A 20,654-nucleotide genomic window follows, 5' to 3' on the forward strand; every position below is an offset into this window, starting at 1 on the left:
AGCCACCCGCTCGCGCAACCAATGGTTGCACATCGCGCGTCGGTCGGCTAGCGTGATGCGCAACCAAACGTTGCAGAAGGTGGCGAGCATGGAATCAGGAACCATCGAGCGGGAAATCCACATCGGCGCCTCACCCGAGGTCGTCTTCGACGTGGTGAGCAGCCCGGAGCACCTGCGGGAGTGGTGGCCGGACGAGGCGGAGTTCCCCGCCGTGCCCGGGGGAGCGGGGCGCATCGGCTTCGGGGACTGCTCGCGCGACGGCACCTGGGTGCAGTTCGCGGTCGTCGACGCCGTACCGCCGCGGCTCTTCTCCTTCCGCTGGACCCACGAGGAGGGGCAGTCCGCAGCCCCGGGCAACTCGTTCCTGGTCGTCTTCGAACTCGAGCCCGCCGGGACAGGGACGCTGCTGCGGATGACCGAGAGCGGCTTCCGTGAACGCGGCTGGGACGAGGCGAAGGCCGCCGCCGAGTACGCCGCGCACGTCACCGGCTGGGACTTCTACCTGCCGCGGCTGCCCGCCTACGCCGCGAAGATCGGAGCGAACGCGTGAGCGCGACGGTGGACGACGACCTCTGGTCGGCCGTCGGCGACCCGACCCGACGCCGGATGCTCGACCTGCTGCTGAGCGAAGGCACCGCGACGGCAACCAGCCTGAGCGAGCACCTGCCGGTCACCCGTCAGGCGGTGGCGAAGCACCTCGTCGTCCTCGACCGGGTCGGCCTGGTACACGCAAGCACCGCCGGCCGCGAGAAGCAGTTCCACGTCGACCACGCCCAACTCGCCCGCGCCGTCGCCCAACTCGCCGACGTCGGCGCCGCCTGGGACTCCCGTCTGCAGCGCATCAAGCGCATCGCCGAGGCGATCCAGCGCGGCACGGACCCGAAAACCGAGCAGTAGCGAGGGGCACGCAGCTGGCAGACATCCTCCACCGCGTCGGCGTCGAGCAGTCCCCGCCGGAGCAGGCGTACGGCGCGTCCACCACCCTGGACGGGCTGTCCGTCTGGCGGACCGAGACCACGTCGGGCGTGAAGATCAGCGCCTGGCACCGACCCGGCGACCCCGACCCGCGCCGAAACGGTCCGTCGGATCGATCAGGATTCGAGAAGCCCGGCCCCGGAGCCACACCTAGCCTGATCGTCATGGACATCACCATCCACACGAGCGTCCTGCCGCATGACGACCCGGACGCCGCCCTGGCCTTCTACCGCGACGCCCTCGGCTTCGAGGTCCGCAGCGACGTCGGACAGGGCAAGATGCGCTGGATCACGGTCGGCCCCGCCGGCCAGCCCGGCACGTCCATCCTCCTGGCGCCGCCGGCCGCCGACCCCGGCATCACCGAGGACGAACGCCGCACCATCGTCGAGATGATGGCCAAGGGCACCTACGGCTGGATCCTGCTGGCCACCCCGGACCTCGACGGCACCTTCGAGAAGTTGCAGGGCGACGACGTCGAGGTCGTCCAGGAGCCGACCGAGCAGCCGTACGGCGTGCGCGACTGCGCCTTCCGCGATCCCGCGGGCAACCTCGTGCGCATCCAGGAGCTTCGCTGAGCCACCACCGGCCCGGCCGGCGCCGCGCCCACCCGCGAGGAACCCGGCCGCCAGCGCCTCCCGGCCGCCGGCTGCGACCACCTCCTCGGCGGCCGACATCGCGAGCACGGCGATGCCGCGCCCGCCGAGCGGGTGTCGCTTTCCGCATCGAGCGCCTCGCCACCCACCCCGCCAGGCAACCCGGGTGCTCGCGAACATCGACGAGAAGGAGTTTCCATGTGTCACCCCTCGTGGGCGCGCGCACGCACCGCCGCGCAGCGGCTGCGTGACCTCGTGCGGTTGCGTCGTGTGCGTGATCGCATTGATCGGGAGTATGCGCAGCCGTTGGATGTCGAGGCGTTGGCTCGTGGGGTGAGCGTGTCGGCTGGGCATTTGAGTCGGCAGTTCCGGTTGGCTTATGGGGAGTCGCCGTACGCGTATCTGATGACGCGGCGGGTCGAGCGGGCGATGGCGTTGTTGCGTCGGGGGGATCTGAGCGTGACGGAGGTGTGTTTCGCGGTCGGCTGTGCGTCGTTGGGCACCTTCAGCACCCGCTTCACCGAACTCGTCGGCGTGCCGCCCGACACCTGGGCCGAGACAGCCCGCGCCACGGGAGCTGCCGCGGTCGCCTATGGCGGTGCCGGACAAGCCCTCCACGGCGCGGTCGGGGAGGCCGCCGGCCCCGTCGAGAAACGACACCGGCCGAGCCGCACGGCGGGCCGCCTCGCTGGCGCCCACGCCTGATGTGGCACTGTTGCCTGCCCCGCCCGACCGCCGATCACGAGACGCCCGCCGGGCGGGCCGACGATGACCGACGGGGTCCCACCCGCGAGGGAAGGGCCCCTGCACGACGTGACCGGAGGAAAGCATGACGGACGCGCCGCCGCGTGGGCTTGAGGAGAGGCTGCGGGACACCCGCGCGAGACTCGAGGGCGACGTCGATCTCTGGGTCGCGACGTCGGGCTCCCCGGGCGGCGTCCACCTCATCCCGCTGTCGTACCTGTGGGACGGGACCGCGTTCCTCATCTCGACGCCGCGCGCCTCCGTCACGGGCCGCAACCTGCTGGCGGACGGCCGGGTGCGACTCAGCCTCGGGCCGACCCGCGACGTCGTCATCGTCGACGGCACCGCCGAGCCGGTGGACGTCGCCGACCTCGGCCCGGACACGGGCGACGCGTTCGCGGCCAAGACCGGGTTCGACCCGCGCGAACTCGACGAGCCCTACCAGTACTTCCGGATCCGGCCGTGGCGCATCCAGGCCTGGCGGGAGGCGAACGAGCTGCGGGGACGCGTCCTCATGCGCGACGGCCGCTGGCTCGGCTGATCGCCGCGCGGCGCCGGGCTCGCCCGGTGACGTCGACAGCGACGAGGGCAGCGCGGGCATGCCTCGCCTCGGAAAGGTCATCGAGGTTTCGCTACGCCTCGTCGACCTTTCCGGAGCGGTCATGCCCGCTCCGCCACGTCCCGCGCGGGCGGGTCTACCCCCACCAGGCCGGGTGCCCGCCGCGGCTGCGCCACAGCCCGGCGGTCACCCCGCTCGCCACCCTGCCCCTCGCTGGTGCACCGATTCCAGGTCGCGGTTGGTCTCGCGCATGATGTCGGTCATCGCGTGGTAGGGCTGATCCTGCTGGTTGATCAGACCCATGTTGAACGCCTCGGTGGAGCCGGGTTTCCGCGTGACCGCCTGGTCGTAGTGGACGAACCACGCCGATCCGACGAACACGGCGCTGGCGGCCTGTGCCCGCACGAAGTCCCGGAACTTCTCGCCCCGGTTGGCGATGCTGGTCGCGGTGATGGTCGGGTTGTGGGAGGTGAGCCCGCGATCGGGATGGCAGAAGGAGAATTCCAGGTTGATGACCGGTTTGTCGTGGACCCCGTACTGGCGCAGGTAGTCGGCGTTGTCCGAGTACCAGTCGAACGAGATCGCGTCGAGGTAGTCGACGCCGCCCACGTTCCACTCCGGGCTGGTCCGCCAGGTGGGTACGAGGCACGACCCGAGGAAGAGATGGTGCGGGTCGTGGCGCTGGATGGCGTCGCGCACCTTGCGGTAGTAGGTCCTGGACGCCTGCGTGATGAACGCCTTGACGTCCCTGTCGGGCACCCGGTCGATGTCGATGACCACGTCGGCCAGCGCCCGGAACGACTGGGCCGCGGTGCCCAGCATGGCGTTGACGCGCGCCAGGTCGTCGTCGTACGTCGCCGCCAGGTACCGCGTGAACGCCTGCTTGGCGGCAAGCGACGAGTCGAGCCGCAGCACAGCCGCCACCACGTCCCGGTTCCACCCCCGCTCGTTTTCGAAGAAGTAGCCGATGAGCCAGGGATCGTTGCGGAACTTGGCCAGGCCGAAAGCGTCGAAGGCGCGGTCGAGTTTGGCGGAGAACTCAGGGTCGAAGGGATCGATGCCCCACAGCACCTTGACCACGTCGGGCGGTGTGGGTGCCCGCTCGATGTAGGGCATGACGACCGCCTCGTCGCGGCGCCACTTGCCCTGCGCGTTGAAACCCCAGTCGATCATGCGCCGCCGGGTGATGTCCCGCCACTTCGCCTTGTAGTCGTCGCCGTACTTGCGCATCAGGTTGGCCTTGACGAAGTTGACGGTGTGCAGTCCGTTCTCGACGACGGCGTACGCGGCGGCGAAGCGCTGCGGGTCGGGCAGTTCGTCGAACACGTCGCGCAGGGTCCCGTCGGCGTTTCGGTAGAGCGTGCCGTAGCCCCACTCCTCCTCGGACAGCGCGTCGACGGCCTTGAGGAAGAACAGGTGGCCCTCGGGAGTGACGAACCACCACCGGCCGTCGACCTTCTGCAGCCGGAAGTAGCCCGTCGCGCCATGCGTGCCGAGTTGCCGCAGGCCGCCGTAGCGGTCGTACCTGGACAGGTCGAACTCGACGCCGGCCAGCCTGGCTTCCTCCCGCGCCGCCTCCGCCCGCAACTGCGCGTCGGAGGTGACCTTGCCGGGCCAGGTCTGGTAGAGGTACTGGCCGTAGCGGTCGACCAGCCGCGTGTAACGGGACAGCTCCTGCCGCATGCCGTCGATGCTGGCCGCGGGAGCCGGGTTCCGCCCGGGCTCGCCCTGGCCGAGCACCAGCCGGATCTCGTTGAGCGGGATGTGCAGCCCCTGGTTGTTGCGGAGCAACTCGATCCGCAGGAAGCGCGCGGTCGTGCCGCTCATCGGCACGGTGAGCTGGTAGTCCAGCTCGGTGCGGGCACGGGTCGCGCGGGCCGCGATGCGGTAGGTGGCGCTGGCTTCGGGCCGGTAGGTGACCGTGATCTCGTCGAATCCCCACAGGTCGTTCGGCGCGGTACTGAGGACCGTGATCTGATCCAGCGGGTAGTCGTTGAGCAGGTCGAAGACCATGGAGACGGTCTTCGGCGCGGTGGCGCCCCCGCGCCAGCCGACAACTCCCGTGACGTCGCGGTCGAACAGTGCCCCGCGCGAGAACGGAGTGAGTTCACCCGAGCGATCGACAGGCGTGCCGTCGTCGGGAGCGACCGCGAAGTAGTAGTTGCCCTCGCCGAACGACTCCGTCCGGGCGGCCAGGGCGGAGCCGGCCCCCGGGAAGGCGGCGGCCGCGGCCACCGCGGGGACCCCGGCGATGAGTGTGCGTCTTGAGATCACGGCTTTCCCTCTCCTTGCTGCCAGGTTGCTTTCCTGAAGTGCTTCCGTGCGGGCTCGGGTTGCCGCGGCTGCTCACTCGTACCGGTCGAGGTTGCCGCACATGCCGAGTGCCTCCCACGCGGACGTCGTGACGACCTCGGCCTCCCGCAGATGGCTCACATCACCGCGGCGCAGCCGGTCGAGGTGGTGTCCGGTCAGCTCGGCGGCGGCCAGCGCGCCGCCGCGCCACCGGCTCTCGAAGTCGTCGAGCAGCGGCGCGACCAGACCGGCGGCGGCCCGGTGAAACTCGGCCAGAGCCGCCTGGCCGCCGCCGCGCAGCAGCCGGAACCCTTCGAGGGCGAGATCGCGCCGGTGCCGGGCCTGCTCCGGCGTGCCGGCCCGCGCCGCCTGGCGGTACGCCCCGGGGTCGGCCAGGATCGCCGGCGGGAAGGTCAGCACCGCGTCGCCGGCCTCCGGAAGGCCACTGTTCGCCATGATCACGACCAGGCGCAGCGCGCCGTCGCCGTTGACCAGCCGGTGGATCGTCCCGGGGCCGAAGTGCAGCAACGTCCCCGGTGACAGGGGCGTCTCCTCGAAGCCGGTCCAGGTCAGCGTCTGCACCGCCCCGGTGCCGCCGGTGACGAAGTACGCCTCCGCGCAGGCGAGGTGCAGGTGCGGGGTGCCGCCGCAGAGCCCGTCCGCGGCGGGCCAGTCGTAGACGCGCAGCGCCGAGACGCCCACGCCGCCCGGCAGGCTCCCGGTCACGGCAGCTCCGCCAGGCACGACTCGATCCGCTCGCGGCCCCACGCGCCGTCGGCCACCACGATCCGGTAGGCCAGCGACAGGGTCTCGTCGGGCGGCAGCGTGACCTCCTCGAAGAAGGCCAGCGACGGGTTGACCGCCGGGAACGGGGTGGTCCGCACGAACCAGGTGGTGCCGGGCGCGGCGACGAACAGCAGGGTGGAGCAGCGGTCGACCTCGTCGTGGCGGCCCGCGTACGCCAGCCACGCCGACTGCTCGCCCATGAGCCGCGGGCCGGACCGGTCGGCGTCGGCGAGCACCTCTCCGTCGGTGAAGGCGCGCGGGCCGCGCCAGAACAGCCCGCTGTAACCGGCCATCGGCCGACCGTGCGTGGTGGGGCTGCCGAAGCGCAGCGCCCCGGTGTGCACGTTGCGGATGGCGGTGTGAAACGACATCAGCCAGGTGCTGGCGTCGAGTTGGCGTACGGCGATCTCGCGCCGCTCGTCGACCCAGTGCTCGCCGGCCTGCGTGTGCCAGGCCAACGTCTCGGTGAACCCGTCCGGGCCCAGCTCGTCGAAGCCGGTGTGCCGCATGGTGCCGTTGTTGGGCAGGTCGACGTAGCCGTCCGGGTGCACGTAGCTGCCGCCGCCCCAGAAGTTCTCGCCGGACAGGTGCGACACGGTCATCTGGATGCCCTTGTGCCACCGATGGTCGTGCGGCCGGTAGGCGGTGACCACGTCCGACGCCAGCGTCCGGATCGGATGGAAGTACGGCTTGGGTGACTCGCTGACCGGCGTGTCCGGCCGGTACACGTAGCGGAACACCTCGACGCCCGACAGTTCGGCGATCAGTTCCGTGCCGGTGTCCTTCAAAGGGTCATGCCTCCGTTGAGCCGGTGGTAGAAGGGGTGGTGCGGGCCCAGGTCCGCGCGGCGTACCGGCTCGCCGGTGAACGCCGCGGCGTAGAGGCCCGTGACCAGTTCGAGGGCCTGCCGGCCCGCGTGGCCGCTGACCGGCGGTCGTTCGCCGCGCTCCAGGCTGTCGAGCAGCCGGGCGAGCTGGGCGCTGTGCGAGCTGGGTTCGTCGTCCTCGGGCTGCCACAGCTGCGGGGGCGTGCAGCTCCAGTCGGCGTTGCGGTAGCCGTACAGGTGGCGTAGTTCGACCGTGGCCCGGCTGAAGTCGAAGCGCAGGTAGCTCTCCTCGCGCCGGGACAGCACGCTGTTGACGACGGACGCCATGGCGCCGCCGGCGAAGCGGACGACCGCCATGGACACGTCCTCGGTCTGCACCGGGCGTTCGAGTCGGCCGGCCATGGCGCGGATCTCGGTCCAGTCGCCGAGCACGGAGAGCATCAGGTCCATCTGGTGGATGCCGTGTCCCATGGTCGGCCCGCCGCCCTCGGTGTCCCACCGCCCGCGCCACGGCACGTCGTAGTACGCCTGGTCGCGGAACCAGGCGGTCACGCACTGGGCCACCAGTGGCTGGCCGAGCGTGCCGTCGGCGACGAGCCGGCGCAGGTGCCGGGCGCCGGAGCCGAACCGGTGCTGGAACACCACGCTGGCGTACGGGCCGTTCGCGCCCTCCGCGGCGGTGATCGCGTCGTACTCGGCCAGGCAGAGGCAGACGGGCTTCTCGCACCACACCGACACGCCGGCGCGCAGGCACGTCGTGACCTGCTCGACGTGCGCGGACGGCGGGGTGCACAGGTGCACCAGGTCCGGCTGTTCGGCGCGCAGCATCTCGCCCAGGTCGCGGTAGCCGGCGGGGATGTCGTGCTCGTGGCAGAACCGTTTGACCCGGTCCTGGTCGATGTCGACGGCGGCGACGACCCGCGCGCGTCGGGCCTCGGCGCGTAGGGCGGGGATGTGGCAGCTGGCGGCGATGCCGCCGGTACCGACGATGGCTACTCGGATCATGGTCGACTCCGTGCGAACGGGGTGGGCAGCGCCGGCACGCGCACCGCGAGGTCGCCCCACCGCCAGTGGTGCTCGACCTCGCCGCGCGTGTGCAGCAACTCGTGGGGGGCGGGTGTGCAGCCGGCGGGCACCAGCTCGATCGCGAAGCCGGCGTGCAGGGTGGCGGTGTGCAAGTCGACCTGGCGGGTCTCGCCGCGGTGCAGCACCGCCTCGACCCGGGCCTCGCCGTCGCGGTTGTCGACCTGCCAGGTGACCTCGCCACCGAGGAAGGTGGCGGCGACGGTGTGCACGACAGCGCTCCACCCTCCGGCGGTCAGCGCGAAGCGGCCCCCGCCGAGGTCGCTTCCGCGGACGCCCAGGCCGCGCAGGCAGACCGCCAACCGCAGGTCGCTGAGGGTGAAGATGCTGCCGGCGGGCTTGTCCAGGGCGGGGTGGAAGTCGCCGGAGTCGTAGCTGAGCCACCACGCCGACAGCACCCGCGGGCCGTCCTGGGCCTGGCGGCACCACGCCGCGCTCAGGTCGTGCCCGTCCAGCAGCATCCGGGCACGCAGCAGCACCGCGGGATCCTCGCTGGTGCGCCAGTAGCCGAGCAGGGGGCGGCGCTGGGTCCAGGCGAACTCCTCGTCCGCCGAGCCGAGGCAGGCGTCGTCGGCCAGCCAGGTGACGCCGCCGGTCTGCTCGTTGAAGCGGGTGCGCAGCTGCGTCGGCGCTGCGGGCAGGGCGTGGAAACGCGGCGCGACGTCGGCCGGGCACGGCAGTGGCGGCACCAGGTCGCTGGCCGGCCTGCCGGCCTGTCGGGTGCGGGCGGTGATGGCGGCGCCGGTGCGCGCGGCGAGATAGTCGACCAGGTCGGGCTGCAGCCAGTCGTGGTACGCGCGGCTCATCGGACCGGCGAGCTGCCCGGTGCCGGGGTGGAACCGCTCGGCCAGCGCCGCCCAGGTGAGCGCTCGCAACTGTTCGGCCAGGTCGCGGCACTCCCGGTCGGCCACGATCAGCGCGGCGCGTTCGAGTTCCTCGAGCACGACCCGGTGATAGGCGGGCGAGTTGTACTCGGTGAACCCGCCGATCCGCTCCCGCAGCGCCAGCACGGCGGCCAGCCGGGCGCGACCGTACTCGAGAAGCAGCGGCAGGTCGAGCAGTTCGCCGGCGGCGGCGCAGGTGACCGCGCCCATGACGGCGATATTGGTGTAACCGGCGTCGACGTTGCGGCGGAAGATCGCCATCGCCGCGTGCCGCAGCGCCGCGCGCACCCGCGCCGCCAGCGCCGGTGGCAGCTGCCCGGCGTGTACGGCGAGCACCTGCGCCAGCCGCACACCGATGAAGTCGGCCCAGTTCCAGTCGGCCGGGCGCATCTGCTGCGGCGGCTCCTCGAGGAACCAGCCCCAGATGCCGTAGTGGTCGGCGAGTGGATCGGTCACCTGAAGATCGACCAGCGCGTCCAGCACCTGATGGGCGCGATCCACCCGGTCGGCGGCGCCGTGCCGCAGCAGGGCCAGCGCGTAGTCCGCGGCCTCCCGGGTCTGGTGTGCGCGGGCCCCTTCGGGCACCCGGGTGTGGTAGCCGGGGCCGGTCGCGTGGCACCACGGCATGCGGGCGTCCGGGTCGTAGCGGGCGTCGAGGTCCGCCAGGTGCGCGACGGTCATCGGCGCTCCCGCTCCTCGTTGACGCAGCGCAGCACCGGGTGGGCGGTGAGGGCCGCGGCATCCAGCCGGCGGTCGCTGCTGACCCGGATGGTCACGCTCTCGCCGGGCAGCAGCGTGGTCAGCATGTCGTCGACGGTGGCGTCCGGGTCCAGGCGGTCCGGGAAGAGCGCCAACTCGCGCACGATGGTGTGGGCGGTGACCGTCACGTCGTAGCCGCCGGGCACCGGGGTGACCGCGGCGTGGAACTCGGCCGGCGGGTAGTCGACTTCGGTGTCCTCGGCGAACATCCGCACCGCCCGGGCCTCACCGAGCTGGGCCAGCAGCAGTTCGCCCGCGGCGCGCGCGGGCGTGTACACGGTGTGTGGCAGCGCGACCGCGAGGTTGCCCCGCGCCGGGACGGTGACGTCGACGCTCTCCTTCGCCAGGGGGGTGCCGGCCAGGCTCAGTCGGCTGACCGTCAGCTGCCCCCGCCATGGTTCGGCGTTGTCGTTGAGCGCGGACACCACCAGCGCGCCGTCGCGCGGCTGGATGGTGAGCAGACGGTCGGCGAAGGCCCGGCGCAGCGCGTACCACAGCGGCTTGCGGCGCCCGTCCCCGTCGATCGCCGCCCAGGAGATCACCGGCCAGCAGTCGTTGAGCTGCCAGACGATGCTGCCGCTGCAGTACGGCGCCAGTGAGCGGAAGTGCTCGATACCGAACGTGACCGCCCGGGCCTGGTTGAGCTGGGTCAGGTAGTGCCAGTCGTCGAACGAGTCCGGGACCGGCAGGTGGTCGCCCAGGCCGCGGCGTAGCTTCGCGTCGCCGTCGACGGCCTTCTGGTGGTGCAGCAGCGCGGGGGAGTCCGGGGCCAGCGGGCCGGTGATGGCGCGGCGCAGCGTCGGGAAGGTCGCCGGGCCCTGGAAGCCGAACTCGGCGACGAACCGTGGCCGCCACCGGGCGTACGCCGTGTAGTCGATCTCGTTCCACACGTCCCAGACGTGCACCGTGCCGCGCGTCGGGTCGTTGGGGTGGATCGCCGGATCCCCCGAGTACGGCGTACCCGGCCAGTACGGCCGCGACGGGTCCAGCTCGGATACCACCGTCGGCAGCAGGTCCAGGTAGTAGCCCGCGCCCCAGCTGCGCCCATCCAGCGGTTGCTGCCAACCCCAGTCGGCGTGGCCGAGGAAGTTCTCGTTGTTGCCCAGCCACATGACCAGGCTCGGGTGGGGGGTCAGCCGCGCCACCTGCTCGCGCGCCTCGGCGCGTACCTCGCCGGTCAACGGCTCGTCCTCGGGATAGGCGGCGCAGGCGAACGGGAAGTCCTGCAGCACCAGCAGCCCGCGTCGGTCGGCGGCCTCGTAGAAGTCGCGGCTCTCGTACAACCCGCCGCCCCAGACCCGCAGCAGGTTGATGTTGGCGGCGCACGCCTGGTCGAGCCGTTCGGCGATGCGGTCGGAGGTCAGCCGCGCCGGGAAGCAGTCGTCGGGGATCCAGTTGGCGCCCTTGACCAGCACCGGCACGTCGTTGACCAGCAGCGTGAAGCGGGTGCCGTCCCCGTCGGGCGAGGTGTCCAGCGCGACCGAGCGGAACCCGATGTCGCGGCGCCACACCTCGCCGGTGTCCGCGAGCGTGACGGTCAGCGGGTAGAGCGGCTGGTCGCCGTAGCCGCGCGGCCACCACCGCTCCGGCCGCGTCACCCGCAGGGTGAGCACCCCTTCGGTGACGCCGGGTGGCAGCGTCAGCTCACCGGAGGCGTCCGCGACCGTGGCGGTCACGGTCAGCGGCGCCTCGCCGGCCCGCTCCACGCCGACGTGCACGCGCACGTCGGCGTCGGCGCCGTCGAGGGTGACGATCGGGCGTACCTGCGCCAGCCGCGCGGTGCTCCACGAGTGCACCCCGATCGGACGCCAGATGCCGGCCGTGACCAGGGTCGGTCCCCAGTCCCAGCCGAAGTTGCAGGCCATCTTGCGGATGAACTGGTACGGCTGCGGGTACGGTCCGGGCCGATCACCCATCCGTTCGCGGTTGGCCTCGGCGTACGCGTACGCGGAGTCGAACGTGATCGCCAGCGTGTTGACGCCCTCGCGCAGCACCGAACCGATGGGGAAGCGGTACGAGCGGTGCATGTTGGCGCTCGTGCCGACCTCGACGCCGTTGAGCCGCACCGTGGCGACCGTGTCCAACCCCTCGCAGCACAGGTCGGTGCGCTCCGATCCGTCGTCGGACCAGTCGAAGGTCGTCTCGTAGCGCCACGTCTCGTGCCCGATCCAGGCCAGCCGCCGCTCGTTGTCGTCGCGGTAGGGGTCGTCGATCAGGCCCGCGGCCAGCAGGTCCGTGTGCACGCAGCCGGGCACGGACGCCGGCACGGCGCTGATGTCACGGCCCGACGACGTTGCCGTGACGGTCCAGCCCTCGTGCAGCGGATGGTACGCGCTCACCGGATCTCCCTACCTGACGGAGGAACTTAAGCGAATAAGTCCCGAAGCTTAAGGACGCGTTTCGAGGGTGTCAACGCCCTTGTAGAGACAGCCTTCGGCCGGCGTGAAGGCTACTTAGGCGCTTCATCTGAACCCTTGACATGCCGAATGTGTTAATCGATAGTGACGCTCACGTGAAGGACCACCTGCCACGAACGGAGCCCCCGATGCGCAAGCAACTCCCGGGTCTCCTCGCCGGTTGCGTGAGCATGACGCTCGTGCTCGCCACCGCCGCAGGATGCTCGTCGAACGACTCCGGCGACGCCGGAGGCAAGATAAAGATCACCGTCGGCGACATGCCACCGACCACCCAGCAGAACGTGCGCCAGGACTTCCTCGACCGGGTGGCCGAGTTCGAATCGGCCAACCCGGGCATCGACATCGAACCCAGCGAGTCGAAATGGGAGGCGAAGACCTTCGCCGCCCGGCTCGCCGGCGGCCAGCTCGAAACGGTCCTGCAGGTACCGCTGACCGAGCCGGCCGGCCTGATCAAGCGCGGCCAGATCGCCGACATCACCACCGAGGCACAGGCACTGCCCAACGCGTCGGCCTTCGACAAGCGGGCGCTGGCTCCGGCCACCGGCCAGGACGGCCACGTCTACGGCCTGCCGACGAGCCAGTTCGCGCTGGGCCTGGTCTACAACCGCCAACTCTTCCGCAAGGCCGGTCTCGACCCGCAGCGGCCGCCGAGCACCTGGGACGAGGTGCGCACCGCCGCGAAGGCGATCTCCAGCGCCGCCGGCGTACCCGGATTCGCCATGCCGGCCACCAACAACACCGGCGGCTGGATCTTCACCGCCATGACCTACACCTGGGGCGGCCGCCTCGAACAGGACAACGGCGGCAAGCACGTCGCCACGCTCGAGACCGCGCAGGCCCGCTCGGCGCTCGAGCTGCTGCGGGCGATGCGCTGGCAGGACAACTCCGTCGGCACGCAGCACCTGCGCAACGCCGCCGAGATCGCCAAGGACTTCGCCGCCGGCAAGGTCGGCATGATGATCGCCACGCCCAGCTCGTACACCGAATTCGCGACCCAGTTCGGCGGCACCGCCGAGGCGTTCGGCATGGGCCCGCTGCCCAGCGGCGGCACGGCGGCCACCCTACTCGGCGGCAAGGTGGCCGTGGTCAACCCCAAGGCGACCAAGGCCGAGCGGGAAGCAGCGGTCAAGTGGATCGACTTCTACCACCTCCGGCCGCGCTACGACACCACCTTCGCCGAGCAGGTCGCCGCCGCCAAGGCCAAGGACAACGTCCCGGTCGGCTTCCCGTACGTCTCGCTCTACGGCCCGGCCATCGCGGGCCCGGTGCTCACGGCCGAGCGCAAGCACGCCAACGTCCCGGTGACCAACTTCGCCCCCTACGAGTCCGGGGTGGCCAACCAGGAGTTCGTCACCGAGCCACCGGTGGCCGGCCAGGAGCTCTATGCCGCGCTCGACACCGCCCTGCAGGCGGTGCTCACCCGCCAGGACGCCGACCCGAGCGACGAACTGCGCAAGGCGCAGGCGAAGGTCGCGCCGGCGCTGGAGCGTGCACAGCAGTGAGCCGATGACCGCGCAGACACACCAGACGCAGACAGCGGAAGGGTCGCCGGCACCGGCGACTCTCCCGCCGCGCCCGCCAAGGGCCGCACGACCGGGCCGGCGCCGCGGCGCCGACTGGTCCGGGTGGGCGTTCCTCACGCCCACGCTGGTGGTGTTCGGCCTCTTCGCCTGGTGGCCGATCGCCCGCAGCCTGCTGCTGAGCTTCCAGCAGACCAACCTGGTCGACCCCGCCGAATGGGTCGGCCTGGACAACTTCACGAAACTGTTCGACGACCCACTGCTGTGGATCACACTGCGCAACACCACCTGGTTCGTGGTGCTGGCGCTGATCATGGGCTTCCCGCTGCCGGTACTGCTGGCCGTGGTGATGTCGGAAGTGCGCCGCTTCGGCGGACTGTTCCGCGTGCTGGTCTACCTGCCGGTGGTGATGCCCCCGGTGGTCGCCGTGCTGATGTGGAAGTGGTTCTACGACTCGGACTTCGGCCTGTTCAACCAACTGCTCGGCACGGTGGGGCTCGGCCCGTACCCGTGGCTGCAGGACACCACCACCGCCATGCCCAGCCTCGTGCTCGAGGCGACCTGGGCCAGCGCCGGCTCCACGGTGCTGATCTACCTGGCCGCGCTCGCCTCCGTGCCGACGGAACTCTACGAGGCCGCCGAGCTCGACGGCGCCTCGATCCTGCGCCGGGTGTGGCACGTGACGCTGCCGCACCTGCGCGGCGTGCTGCTGGTGATGCTGCTGCTGCAGATCATCGGCACGTTCCGGGTGTTCACCGAGCCGTTCGTCCTCACCGACGGCGGGCCGGAGGACTCGACAGTGCCGGTGCTCCTGCTGATCTACCGCTACGCCTTCATCTACGGCGACTACGGTGCGGCCGCGGCGCTCGGGGTGCTGCTGGCTGTCCTGCTCGGCGTGCTGTCGGCGATCTACCTGCGACTGACCAGAAGGTGGGCTGAGTCATGAGCGAGCGAATCGGTCAGCTCAGTGCGGTGCTGCCTCATGGCGCCGCCGACCGTAGGGAGGCGACGCCATGAGCGCGGCTGACGAGCACGAGGGCGGCCGGGGGATCGTCTCGACCAACGACCGGCGCCGCCGCGCGGTGCGCTGGCCACTGCGGCTGGTGCAGGGTCTGCTGCTGGCGGCGACGCTGGTCGTCGGCCTCGGGCCGATCCTGTGGACCGCCAAGGCGGCCCTGTCACCGACGCAGGACCTGCTGGTCGACCCGCTGCGCCTGTGGCCGTCGCAGGTGCAGTGGGAAAACCTGACCACCGCCTGGACCGAGCTGCGCGTCGGGCACTACCTGCTCAACACCGTGGTGCTGGTCGGCGGTTCGTGGGCGGTGCAGCTGGTCGTCGCCACCACCGGAGCGTTCGCCCTGTCGGTGCTGCGGCCACGCTACGGCCGGATCGTGTACGCGGGGATCCTCGCCACGCTGTTCGTGCCGGGCACGGTCTCGCTGGTCGCCCTCTACATGACCGTGCTGGACCTGTCGATGGTGAACACGCCGTGGGCGGTGTGGCTGCCGGCCGGCGCGCACGCCTTCAACGTACTGATCATGAAGCAGTTCTTCGACGGCCTGCCACGCGAGCTGTACGAGGCGGCCCAGGTCGACGGCGCCGGCCCATGGCGGTTGTGCTGGCGCATCGTGTTGCCGATGTCCCGGCCGATCCTGGCGGTGGTGTCACTGCTGGCCGTCATGGACGCCTGGAAGGACTTCCTCTGGCCCATGATCGCCATCGCGGACACGGAAGCGCAGCCGCTGGCGGTGGCCCTGCCCCGACTGGCGGAGACAGCCGAGCAGAATCAGGTCATCGCCGGAATGCTGGTCGCCATCGTGCCGCCGGTGCTGCTGTTCCTTGTGTTCCAGCGGCATATGGTTCGTGGCATAAGTTTCACCGGACTCAAAGGGTAATCCAGGTGACATATCCGGCACACCAACCGATGAGCAGGAAACGCCGATGAGAAGGCCGACCATAGCGGACATAGCCCGCCGCGCGGGGGTGTCCCAGGGCGCGGTGTCGTACGCGCTCAACGGGCGACCCGGCGTGTCCGAAGCCACCCGGACCCGCATCCTGAAGGTCGCCGACGAACTCGGCTGGCGCCCCAGCGTGGCGGCCCGCGCGCTGACCGGCGCCCGCGCCGGAGCCATCGGGCTCGTGCTGACCCGGCCGCCGAGCATACTGGGCGTCGAGCCGTTCTTCATGGAGCTGTTCAGCGGGGTCGAGGGTGCACTCAAGCCCCGACACTGCGCCCTGATGCTGCAGATGGCCGACGACGAGGACGCCGAGATCGAGGTCTACCGGCGTTGGTGGGCCGAGAGCCGCATCGACGGCGCCATCATCGTCGAGATACGCGAACCGGACCGCCGGATCCCGGTGCTCGAGTCCCTCGGCATGCCCGCCGTCGTCATCGGCGGCCCGCCCGACCTCGGTACGCTCGCCTCGGTCCGCACCGACGAAAGCGCCCCGGTACACGAAACCGTGGAGTATCTGGCCGCACTCGGCCACCGGCGGATCAGCCGGGTCGCCGGGCTGCCCGACCTGGTACACACCAAGGTCCGCGACCAGGCGTTCGCCGACGCCTGCACCCGACTCGACCTCTCCGGCTGCGCCACCGTGCACACCGACTACACCGGCGAGGAAGGCGCCTGGGCCACCCGCAAGCTGCTCAGCTCCGCCCAGCGGCCCACCGCGATTATCTACGACAACGACATCATGGCCGTGGCCGGGCTGTCCGTGGCGCAGGAGATGGCGCTGAAGGTGCCCGACGACCTGTCGCTGGTCGCCTGGGACGACTCGCAACTGGCCCAGGTGGTCCGGCCGGCGCTCACCGCGGTGCGCCGGGACGTACCGGCGCTGGGCGCCATCGCCGCGCGCATGCTGCTCGCGCTCATCCACGGCGAGGAACTGCGCCACACCGAGGTGGAGCCCGCCCGGCTCACCTCGCGCGGCAGCACCGGACCACCGCCGCGGACCTGAGAGGCGAACGGAGGGGCGGCACCGAACGGTGCCGCCCCTCCGTCGTGCTGCCCGGCGGTCACCCGGTCACGCGCCGGGCACCCACACCGTGATCGGCCGGGTCCGGGCCGCGCTGCCGTCGCGGGTACGGGTGACCTCCAGCTCGACCGTCACCCTGGTGCGCCGGCTGGCCGGCGTGACCGTTCCGTCGGTGCCGACGATGCCCGGATGGCTGGACGAGACGATCCGCAGCCGGAACGCCTCCGGCACCGCCGGAAGCGACAGCCGGGTGTCGCCCCGATCCACCCTGCCGAGCCGGGTGATGCTGCCGGCCAACATCTGCGCGGTCAGGTCGCTGGTGCCGTGGTAATGCACCAGCTCCAGCGTGAGATTGGTGTCCCGCATGATGTCCGTCATCTCGCCGTACGGCTGGTCCTGCTGGTTGAGCAGGCCGAAGTTGTAACTCTCGCCGTCCCCGGGCCGGCCGGTGACCGCCTGGTCGTAGTACACGAACCACCCCGACCCGACGAACACCGGGCTCTTGGCCTGCGCTTCCAGGAAGGCACGGTACTTGTGGCCGCGCTCGGCGACACTCTGCGCCCGCACCGAGGCGTTGATGGCGCGCAGCCCCCGATCCGAGGTGTTGAACGAGTACTCCAGGTTGAGCACCGGCTTGTCCAACGCCTCGTACTCGGCCAGGTAGGCCGCGCTGTCGCTGTAGACATCCAACGACACGGCGTCGAGTTGGTCGATGCCACCCACGTTCCAGTCCAGACTGCTGTGCCAGGTCGGCACCAGGGCCGAGCCGAGGAACAGGTGGTTCGGGTCCTGCTTGACGATCGCCGCGCGGACCGCCGTGTAGTAGGTGCGCGACGCCAGCCGGACGTACCCGCGCACGTCGTCGGCCGGCACCCGCGCCACGTCGACCGGCGTGGCGACCAGCGCCTCGAAGGACCCGGCGTCGGTGCCGAGCAACGCGTTGACCCGCGCCAGGTCATGCCCGTACGCCCCGGCCAGGTAGTCGACGAAAGCCCGCTTCGCCGGCAGGCTGCCGTCGCGCCGCAACACCTCCTTGACGACCTCGGTGTTCCAGCCGCGCTCGTTGTCGAAGAAGTAGCCGATCAGCCACGGGTCGTGCCTGAGCGCCCTGATGTCGGTGTGGCGGTCGAGCTTCGCCCCGAACTGCGGATCGAACGGGTCGATCGCCCACAGCACCCGGACGGCATCCGGCGGCGCCGTCACCTGGGAGATGTACGGCATGCGCAGCCCCGGGTCGCGAGCCCACTTGCTCAGACCGTTGAAGCCCCAGTCCAGCAGCCGCCGGCCGGTGACCTCGCGCCAGTCCTGCCGCCACTCGTCACCGTACTTCGCCATCAGGTTCGCCTTCACGAAGCTGACCGTGTGCCCCCGATCAGTCACGGCGTACGCGTCGGGGTACAGCTGCGGGTCCGGCAGGCCGTCGAAGACGTCGCGCGCGCTGCCGTCCGCGTTGCGGTAGAGGGTGCCGTAACCCCACTCGTCGTGCGAGACCGAGTCGACGCCCTTGAGCAGGAACAGGTGACCATCGGGCGTGACGAACCACCAGCGCCCGTCCACCTTGCGCAGCCGGAAGTACCCCTCCGCCGGCTGCTTGGGCAGGGACTTCACGCCGCCGTACCGGTCGTGCACGGCCCGGTCCGCGCTCACGTCCTTCAACCGGCTCCACTCCTGCCGGTGCTCCTGCCTCAGCTGCCCCGCCGAGGTCACCTTGCCGGGCCAGTCCTGGTAGAGATACTGCCCGAACTGGTCCACCATCCGGGTGTGACGGGCCAGTTCCCGCTGCAACTGGGCAGCCGCGTACGGCGGGGCGGGATCCTGCCCGACGGGGCCGTTGCCGACCGTGAACTCCACCTCGGACAGCGGGATGTGCAGGTACTGGTTCACCCGGCTGACCTCGATCCGCACGAACCGCGCGACCTGATCGGACATCGGCACCTCGAGCGTGTAGCTCAGCTCGGTGCGCGCCCGCACGGCCCGACTGGCGACCCGGTAGGTCTCGCTGCTCTCCGGCCGGTACGTCACGGTGATCTCGTCGAAGCCCCAGAACTGGTTGGGCGCGTTGCCGACGATCCTGATCCGGTCGAGCGGATGGTCGCGCAGCAGGTCGAACACCAGCGCGACGCTCTTCGGTGCGTCGGCCCGCCCGCGCCAGCCGACGTTGCGGGTCACGTCCCGGTTGAACAGCTCCCCGTAGCCGAACGGCACGACGCCGCCGGCCGAGTCCGGCACGCCGTCCTCCGGGGTGACCCCGAAGTAGTAGTTGCCGACGTCGACCATGCCGGGCCGGGGGACCTGCTTCGTCGGCTTCGCCAACTCGGCGCGCAGCTGCTCCGCGGTCAGCGGCGGGGCCGGGTTGCCCCCGGGCGCGTCGGCGGCCGGGTGCAGGGCGATCTCGTTCAGCACCATGTGCTGGTATTCGTGCAGACGGGTGATCGTCACGATCACGAAGCGGGCGGTGTGCCCGTTCATCGGCACGGTGAGGGTGTTGTTCAGCGCCGTGCCGGCCGGCAGGGGGCTGGCCGTGCCGTACCACGGCCGCGCGGCGAGCGACGTGTAGTCCGCCTCGCCCTCGGAGCGGGCGCGAACGGCGATGCTCTTGATGCCGTAGTACGCGTTGGGTGCGTTGCTGACCAGCTTCAGATGGTCCAGGCGGTGGTCACGCAGCAGGTCCAGTACCACCGACACCTGCTTGTACTTCGCCACCCCGTCGCCCACCCACTGCGCCCGCGTGGTGGTCTGGGTGTCGGCGAGCGCGCCGGTGCCGAACGGCAGCAACCCGGTCTGGCCGGCGTCGGTGCCAGCGCCGGCGTTGGGCGCCTGGTCGTAGGCGTAGTTGCCGGTGGTGACGGCCGGCAGCGGCTCGGCCGCCGCAGGCGTCACGTCTAGTAGGGAGACGGCGAGGACCGCCGCCGTCAACGCCGCAAGGCGTCGCCAAACAGGCAGCATTGATGAACCCCTTCAGGTGTGGTCGTCTGACGCACGTGCGCCCCGTGAGGGCTCCGGATGAACCCCGCCGTGCGCTGATGGTGGGGTAGGGGAGCGTGCTCCTTGAGGGGATACATTCGCGAAACAAAAGAGCCATGTCAATGCTCGACGGAGCTTAATACTTAAGCGCTATAGCGGCGTTCCCCGAACGGCGGGCGCGCCTCGTTCAGGCGGTACCCGACGCCCAACACCACCGGCCGGCGCGAAATCCGGGTGTGTGCAGGCCCGGCGGATGGTGTGTGATCGCCCGATGGCGGTCGAGATGGGTGAGCCCGGCGTCGACGGGCTCGGTGACTTGGTGCGGGTGTTGCGGCGACGGCAGCACGACGCGGGGCCCGTGCAGCTGCATCCGGGGGACCTTGGGTGGTTCTGGCGATTCGGCGCGCAGCGGACGGCGCAGGCCACGCGGCGCGCTGCCCGGGGGCAGGCAGGGCGTACGTCGAGGCGCCGACGGGTGCGCTGCTGCAGGACCTGTTGGTCGAGGCCGGCTGGCAGAGTGTCGAGGCGTGGACGCCGCTTCGGCGTGACCTCGGCGCGCCTGTGAGGTCGGGTGTGGTCGGCGACCCGCGAGGCCACGACCCAGGCAGACATTCGATAATGTACATTATGTCAAGTAGCGCGGATCGGGCCCTCCCTCACACGGGTCCGCCGGGAGGTCCGCGAGCCGCCCCAGGTGCGCCTCGACCAGCGCGACCCGCAGCTCCACCGGGCCCGGCGGGACGGCGATGAGCTGGTGGCCGTGCGCCCGGTAGACCTCCTCGTGGACGCGGGCGAACGCCAGCGACTCGGCGTAGCCGATGCGGCGTGCGGCGGTGCGCCGCACGAAGCCCAGCGGTTCGACGAGGAGCGCCGGGCGCTGGTAGGCGCCCGTTTGTAGTGCCCGCGTGATCTCGGCGGCGAGCACCGCCCCCACCGGGTGGCCCAGGTACCGCGCGAGCGCCAGGGTGCACAGTGGAGCCCGGTCATGGGATCTGTGGGCCGCGCGTGCGGGCCTCCTCCCGGCGTCGCCGCTGCAGGCTTGCCACGGCGTGGAGGAAACCCGCCCCGCGCCAGGGTTCGGCGACGCCGCGCCCCTGCTCCGCTGCGATGACGTCGGTGGCCGCCTCCGCGACGACGATCCACCCGCGCCGGCGCAGCGCGTCGGCCAGGGTCGTCTTGCCCGCCCCGGGCGCGCCGGTGAGCACGTACCGTCGCACGGTCTCCCCTCTCCTGCCGTTGCGGGCGAACGCGAAATTGATGCATAATAGTCCTT

The 20,654-nt window shown here is 71.1% G+C and carries 18 protein-coding genes; 9 read left to right on the top strand and 9 right to left on the bottom strand.

The genetic code is table 11. The features are described from left to right. The first annotated feature begins 88 nt into the window (after positions 1–88). The 5 genes from ACGF7U_RS17880 (at position 89) to ACGF7U_RS17900 (ending at position 2,853) form a co-directional block, all read left to right on the top strand. The gene (locus tag ACGF7U_RS17880) at positions 89–550 is read left to right on the top strand and encodes an SRPBCC domain-containing protein (protein ID WP_393107813.1); all 462 of its coding nucleotides are present in this window, start codon (positions 89–91) and stop codon (positions 548–550) included. Continuing rightward, positions 547–897, top strand: coding sequence for an ArsR/SmtB family transcription factor (locus ACGF7U_RS17885; protein WP_393107815.1), 351 nt, complete (start codon positions 547–549; stop codon positions 895–897). The genes ACGF7U_RS17880 and ACGF7U_RS17885 overlap by 4 nt, the downstream gene beginning before the upstream one ends. Positions 898–1,139: 242 nt before the next feature. Then, on the top strand, positions 1,140–1,550 hold the full coding sequence (locus tag ACGF7U_RS17890; RefSeq protein ID WP_393107817.1) for a VOC family protein: 411 nt from the start codon (positions 1,140–1,142) through the stop codon (positions 1,548–1,550). A 216-nt stretch (positions 1,551–1,766) separates the two neighbouring features. Next, positions 1,767–2,273, top strand: coding sequence for a helix-turn-helix transcriptional regulator (locus ACGF7U_RS17895; RefSeq protein ID WP_393107819.1), 507 nt, complete (start codon positions 1,767–1,769; stop codon positions 2,271–2,273). Positions 2,274–2,397: 124 nt separating this feature from the next. Beyond that, a complete protein-coding gene (locus ACGF7U_RS17900) occupies positions 2,398–2,853 on the top strand; it encodes a pyridoxamine 5'-phosphate oxidase family protein (RefSeq protein ID WP_393107821.1) in 456 nt (151 codons plus the stop codon). A gap of 204 nt (positions 2,854–3,057) precedes the next feature. Here the strand turns inward: ACGF7U_RS17900 and ACGF7U_RS17905 are convergent, their stop codons facing one another. The 6 genes from ACGF7U_RS17905 to ACGF7U_RS17930 form a co-directional block, all read right to left on the bottom strand. Continuing rightward, positions 3,058–5,145: a hypothetical protein gene (locus ACGF7U_RS17905; RefSeq protein ID WP_393107823.1), complete on the bottom strand. Its 2,088-nt coding sequence runs from the start codon at positions 5,143–5,145 to the stop codon at positions 3,058–3,060. 72 nt (positions 5,146–5,217) lie between these two features. Further along, a complete protein-coding gene (locus ACGF7U_RS17910; protein ID WP_393107825.1) occupies positions 5,218–5,889 on the bottom strand; it encodes a cupin domain-containing protein in 672 nt (223 codons plus the stop codon). Then, positions 5,886–6,737: a PmoA family protein gene (locus tag ACGF7U_RS17915; RefSeq protein WP_393107827.1), complete on the bottom strand. Its 852-nt coding sequence runs from the start codon at positions 6,735–6,737 to the stop codon at positions 5,886–5,888. Before ACGF7U_RS17915 ends, ACGF7U_RS17910 begins: the two co-directional genes overlap by 4 nt. Beyond that, the gene (locus ACGF7U_RS17920) at positions 6,734–7,780 is read right to left on the bottom strand and encodes a Gfo/Idh/MocA family protein (protein ID WP_393107829.1); all 1,047 of its coding nucleotides are present in this window, start codon (positions 7,778–7,780) and stop codon (positions 6,734–6,736) included. The genes ACGF7U_RS17915 and ACGF7U_RS17920 overlap by 4 nt, the downstream gene beginning before the upstream one ends. Next, positions 7,777–9,423, bottom strand: a complete 1,647-nt coding sequence (locus tag ACGF7U_RS17925; RefSeq protein ID WP_393107831.1) for a hypothetical protein — start codon at positions 9,421–9,423, stop codon at positions 7,777–7,779. The genes ACGF7U_RS17920 and ACGF7U_RS17925 overlap by 4 nt, the downstream gene beginning before the upstream one ends. Beyond that, positions 9,420–11,840 carry a glycoside hydrolase family 2 protein gene (locus ACGF7U_RS17930; RefSeq protein ID WP_393107834.1) on the bottom strand — a complete coding sequence of 807 codons (2,421 nt, stop codon included), beginning with the start codon at positions 11,838–11,840 and terminating at the stop codon, positions 9,420–9,422. Before ACGF7U_RS17930 ends, ACGF7U_RS17925 begins: the two co-directional genes overlap by 4 nt. Before the next feature lie 206 nt (positions 11,841–12,046). Between ACGF7U_RS17930 and ACGF7U_RS17935 the strand changes: the two genes are divergently transcribed. From ACGF7U_RS17935 to ACGF7U_RS17950, 4 genes are all read left to right on the top strand, one after another. Continuing rightward, positions 12,047–13,420 (top strand): ABC transporter substrate-binding protein, encoded by a 1,374-nt coding sequence (locus ACGF7U_RS17935; RefSeq protein ID WP_393107837.1) that lies wholly within the window; start codon positions 12,047–12,049, stop codon positions 13,418–13,420. 148 nt (positions 13,421–13,568) lie between these two features. Beyond that, positions 13,569–14,384 (top strand): carbohydrate ABC transporter permease, encoded by an 816-nt coding sequence (locus tag ACGF7U_RS17940; RefSeq protein ID WP_393107839.1) that lies wholly within the window; start codon positions 13,569–13,571, stop codon positions 14,382–14,384. 67 nt (positions 14,385–14,451) lie between these two features. Further along, positions 14,452–15,333, top strand: coding sequence for a carbohydrate ABC transporter permease (locus ACGF7U_RS17945; RefSeq protein WP_393107841.1), 882 nt, complete (start codon positions 14,452–14,454; stop codon positions 15,331–15,333). 46 nt (positions 15,334–15,379) lie between these two features. After that, complete coding sequence (locus ACGF7U_RS17950) at positions 15,380–16,399, top strand: LacI family DNA-binding transcriptional regulator (RefSeq protein ID WP_393107843.1); 1,020 nt, start codon at positions 15,380–15,382, stop codon at positions 16,397–16,399. Between the two features lie 66 nt (positions 16,400–16,465). Here ACGF7U_RS17950 and ACGF7U_RS17955 read toward each other — a convergent pair whose 3' ends face one another. The 3 genes from ACGF7U_RS17955 to ACGF7U_RS17965 form a co-directional block, all read right to left on the bottom strand. Further along, positions 16,466–19,297, bottom strand: a complete 2,832-nt coding sequence (locus ACGF7U_RS17955) for a hypothetical protein (protein ID WP_393107845.1) — start codon at positions 19,295–19,297, stop codon at positions 16,466–16,468. Between the two features lie 709 nt (positions 19,298–20,006). After that, complete coding sequence (locus ACGF7U_RS17960; protein WP_393107847.1) at positions 20,007–20,315, bottom strand: AAA family ATPase; 309 nt, start codon at positions 20,313–20,315, stop codon at positions 20,007–20,009. Positions 20,316–20,364: 49 nt separating this feature from the next. Further along, positions 20,365–20,598 carry an AAA family ATPase gene (locus ACGF7U_RS17965; RefSeq protein ID WP_393107849.1) on the bottom strand — a complete coding sequence of 78 codons (234 nt, stop codon included), beginning with the start codon at positions 20,596–20,598 and terminating at the stop codon, positions 20,365–20,367. Between the last annotated feature and the right edge of the window lie 56 nt (positions 20,599–20,654).

The sequence above is a fragment of the Micromonospora sp. NPDC047670 genome, from assembly GCF_043204915.1.
Lineage (GTDB): Bacteria > Actinomycetota > Actinomycetes > Mycobacteriales > Micromonosporaceae > Micromonospora.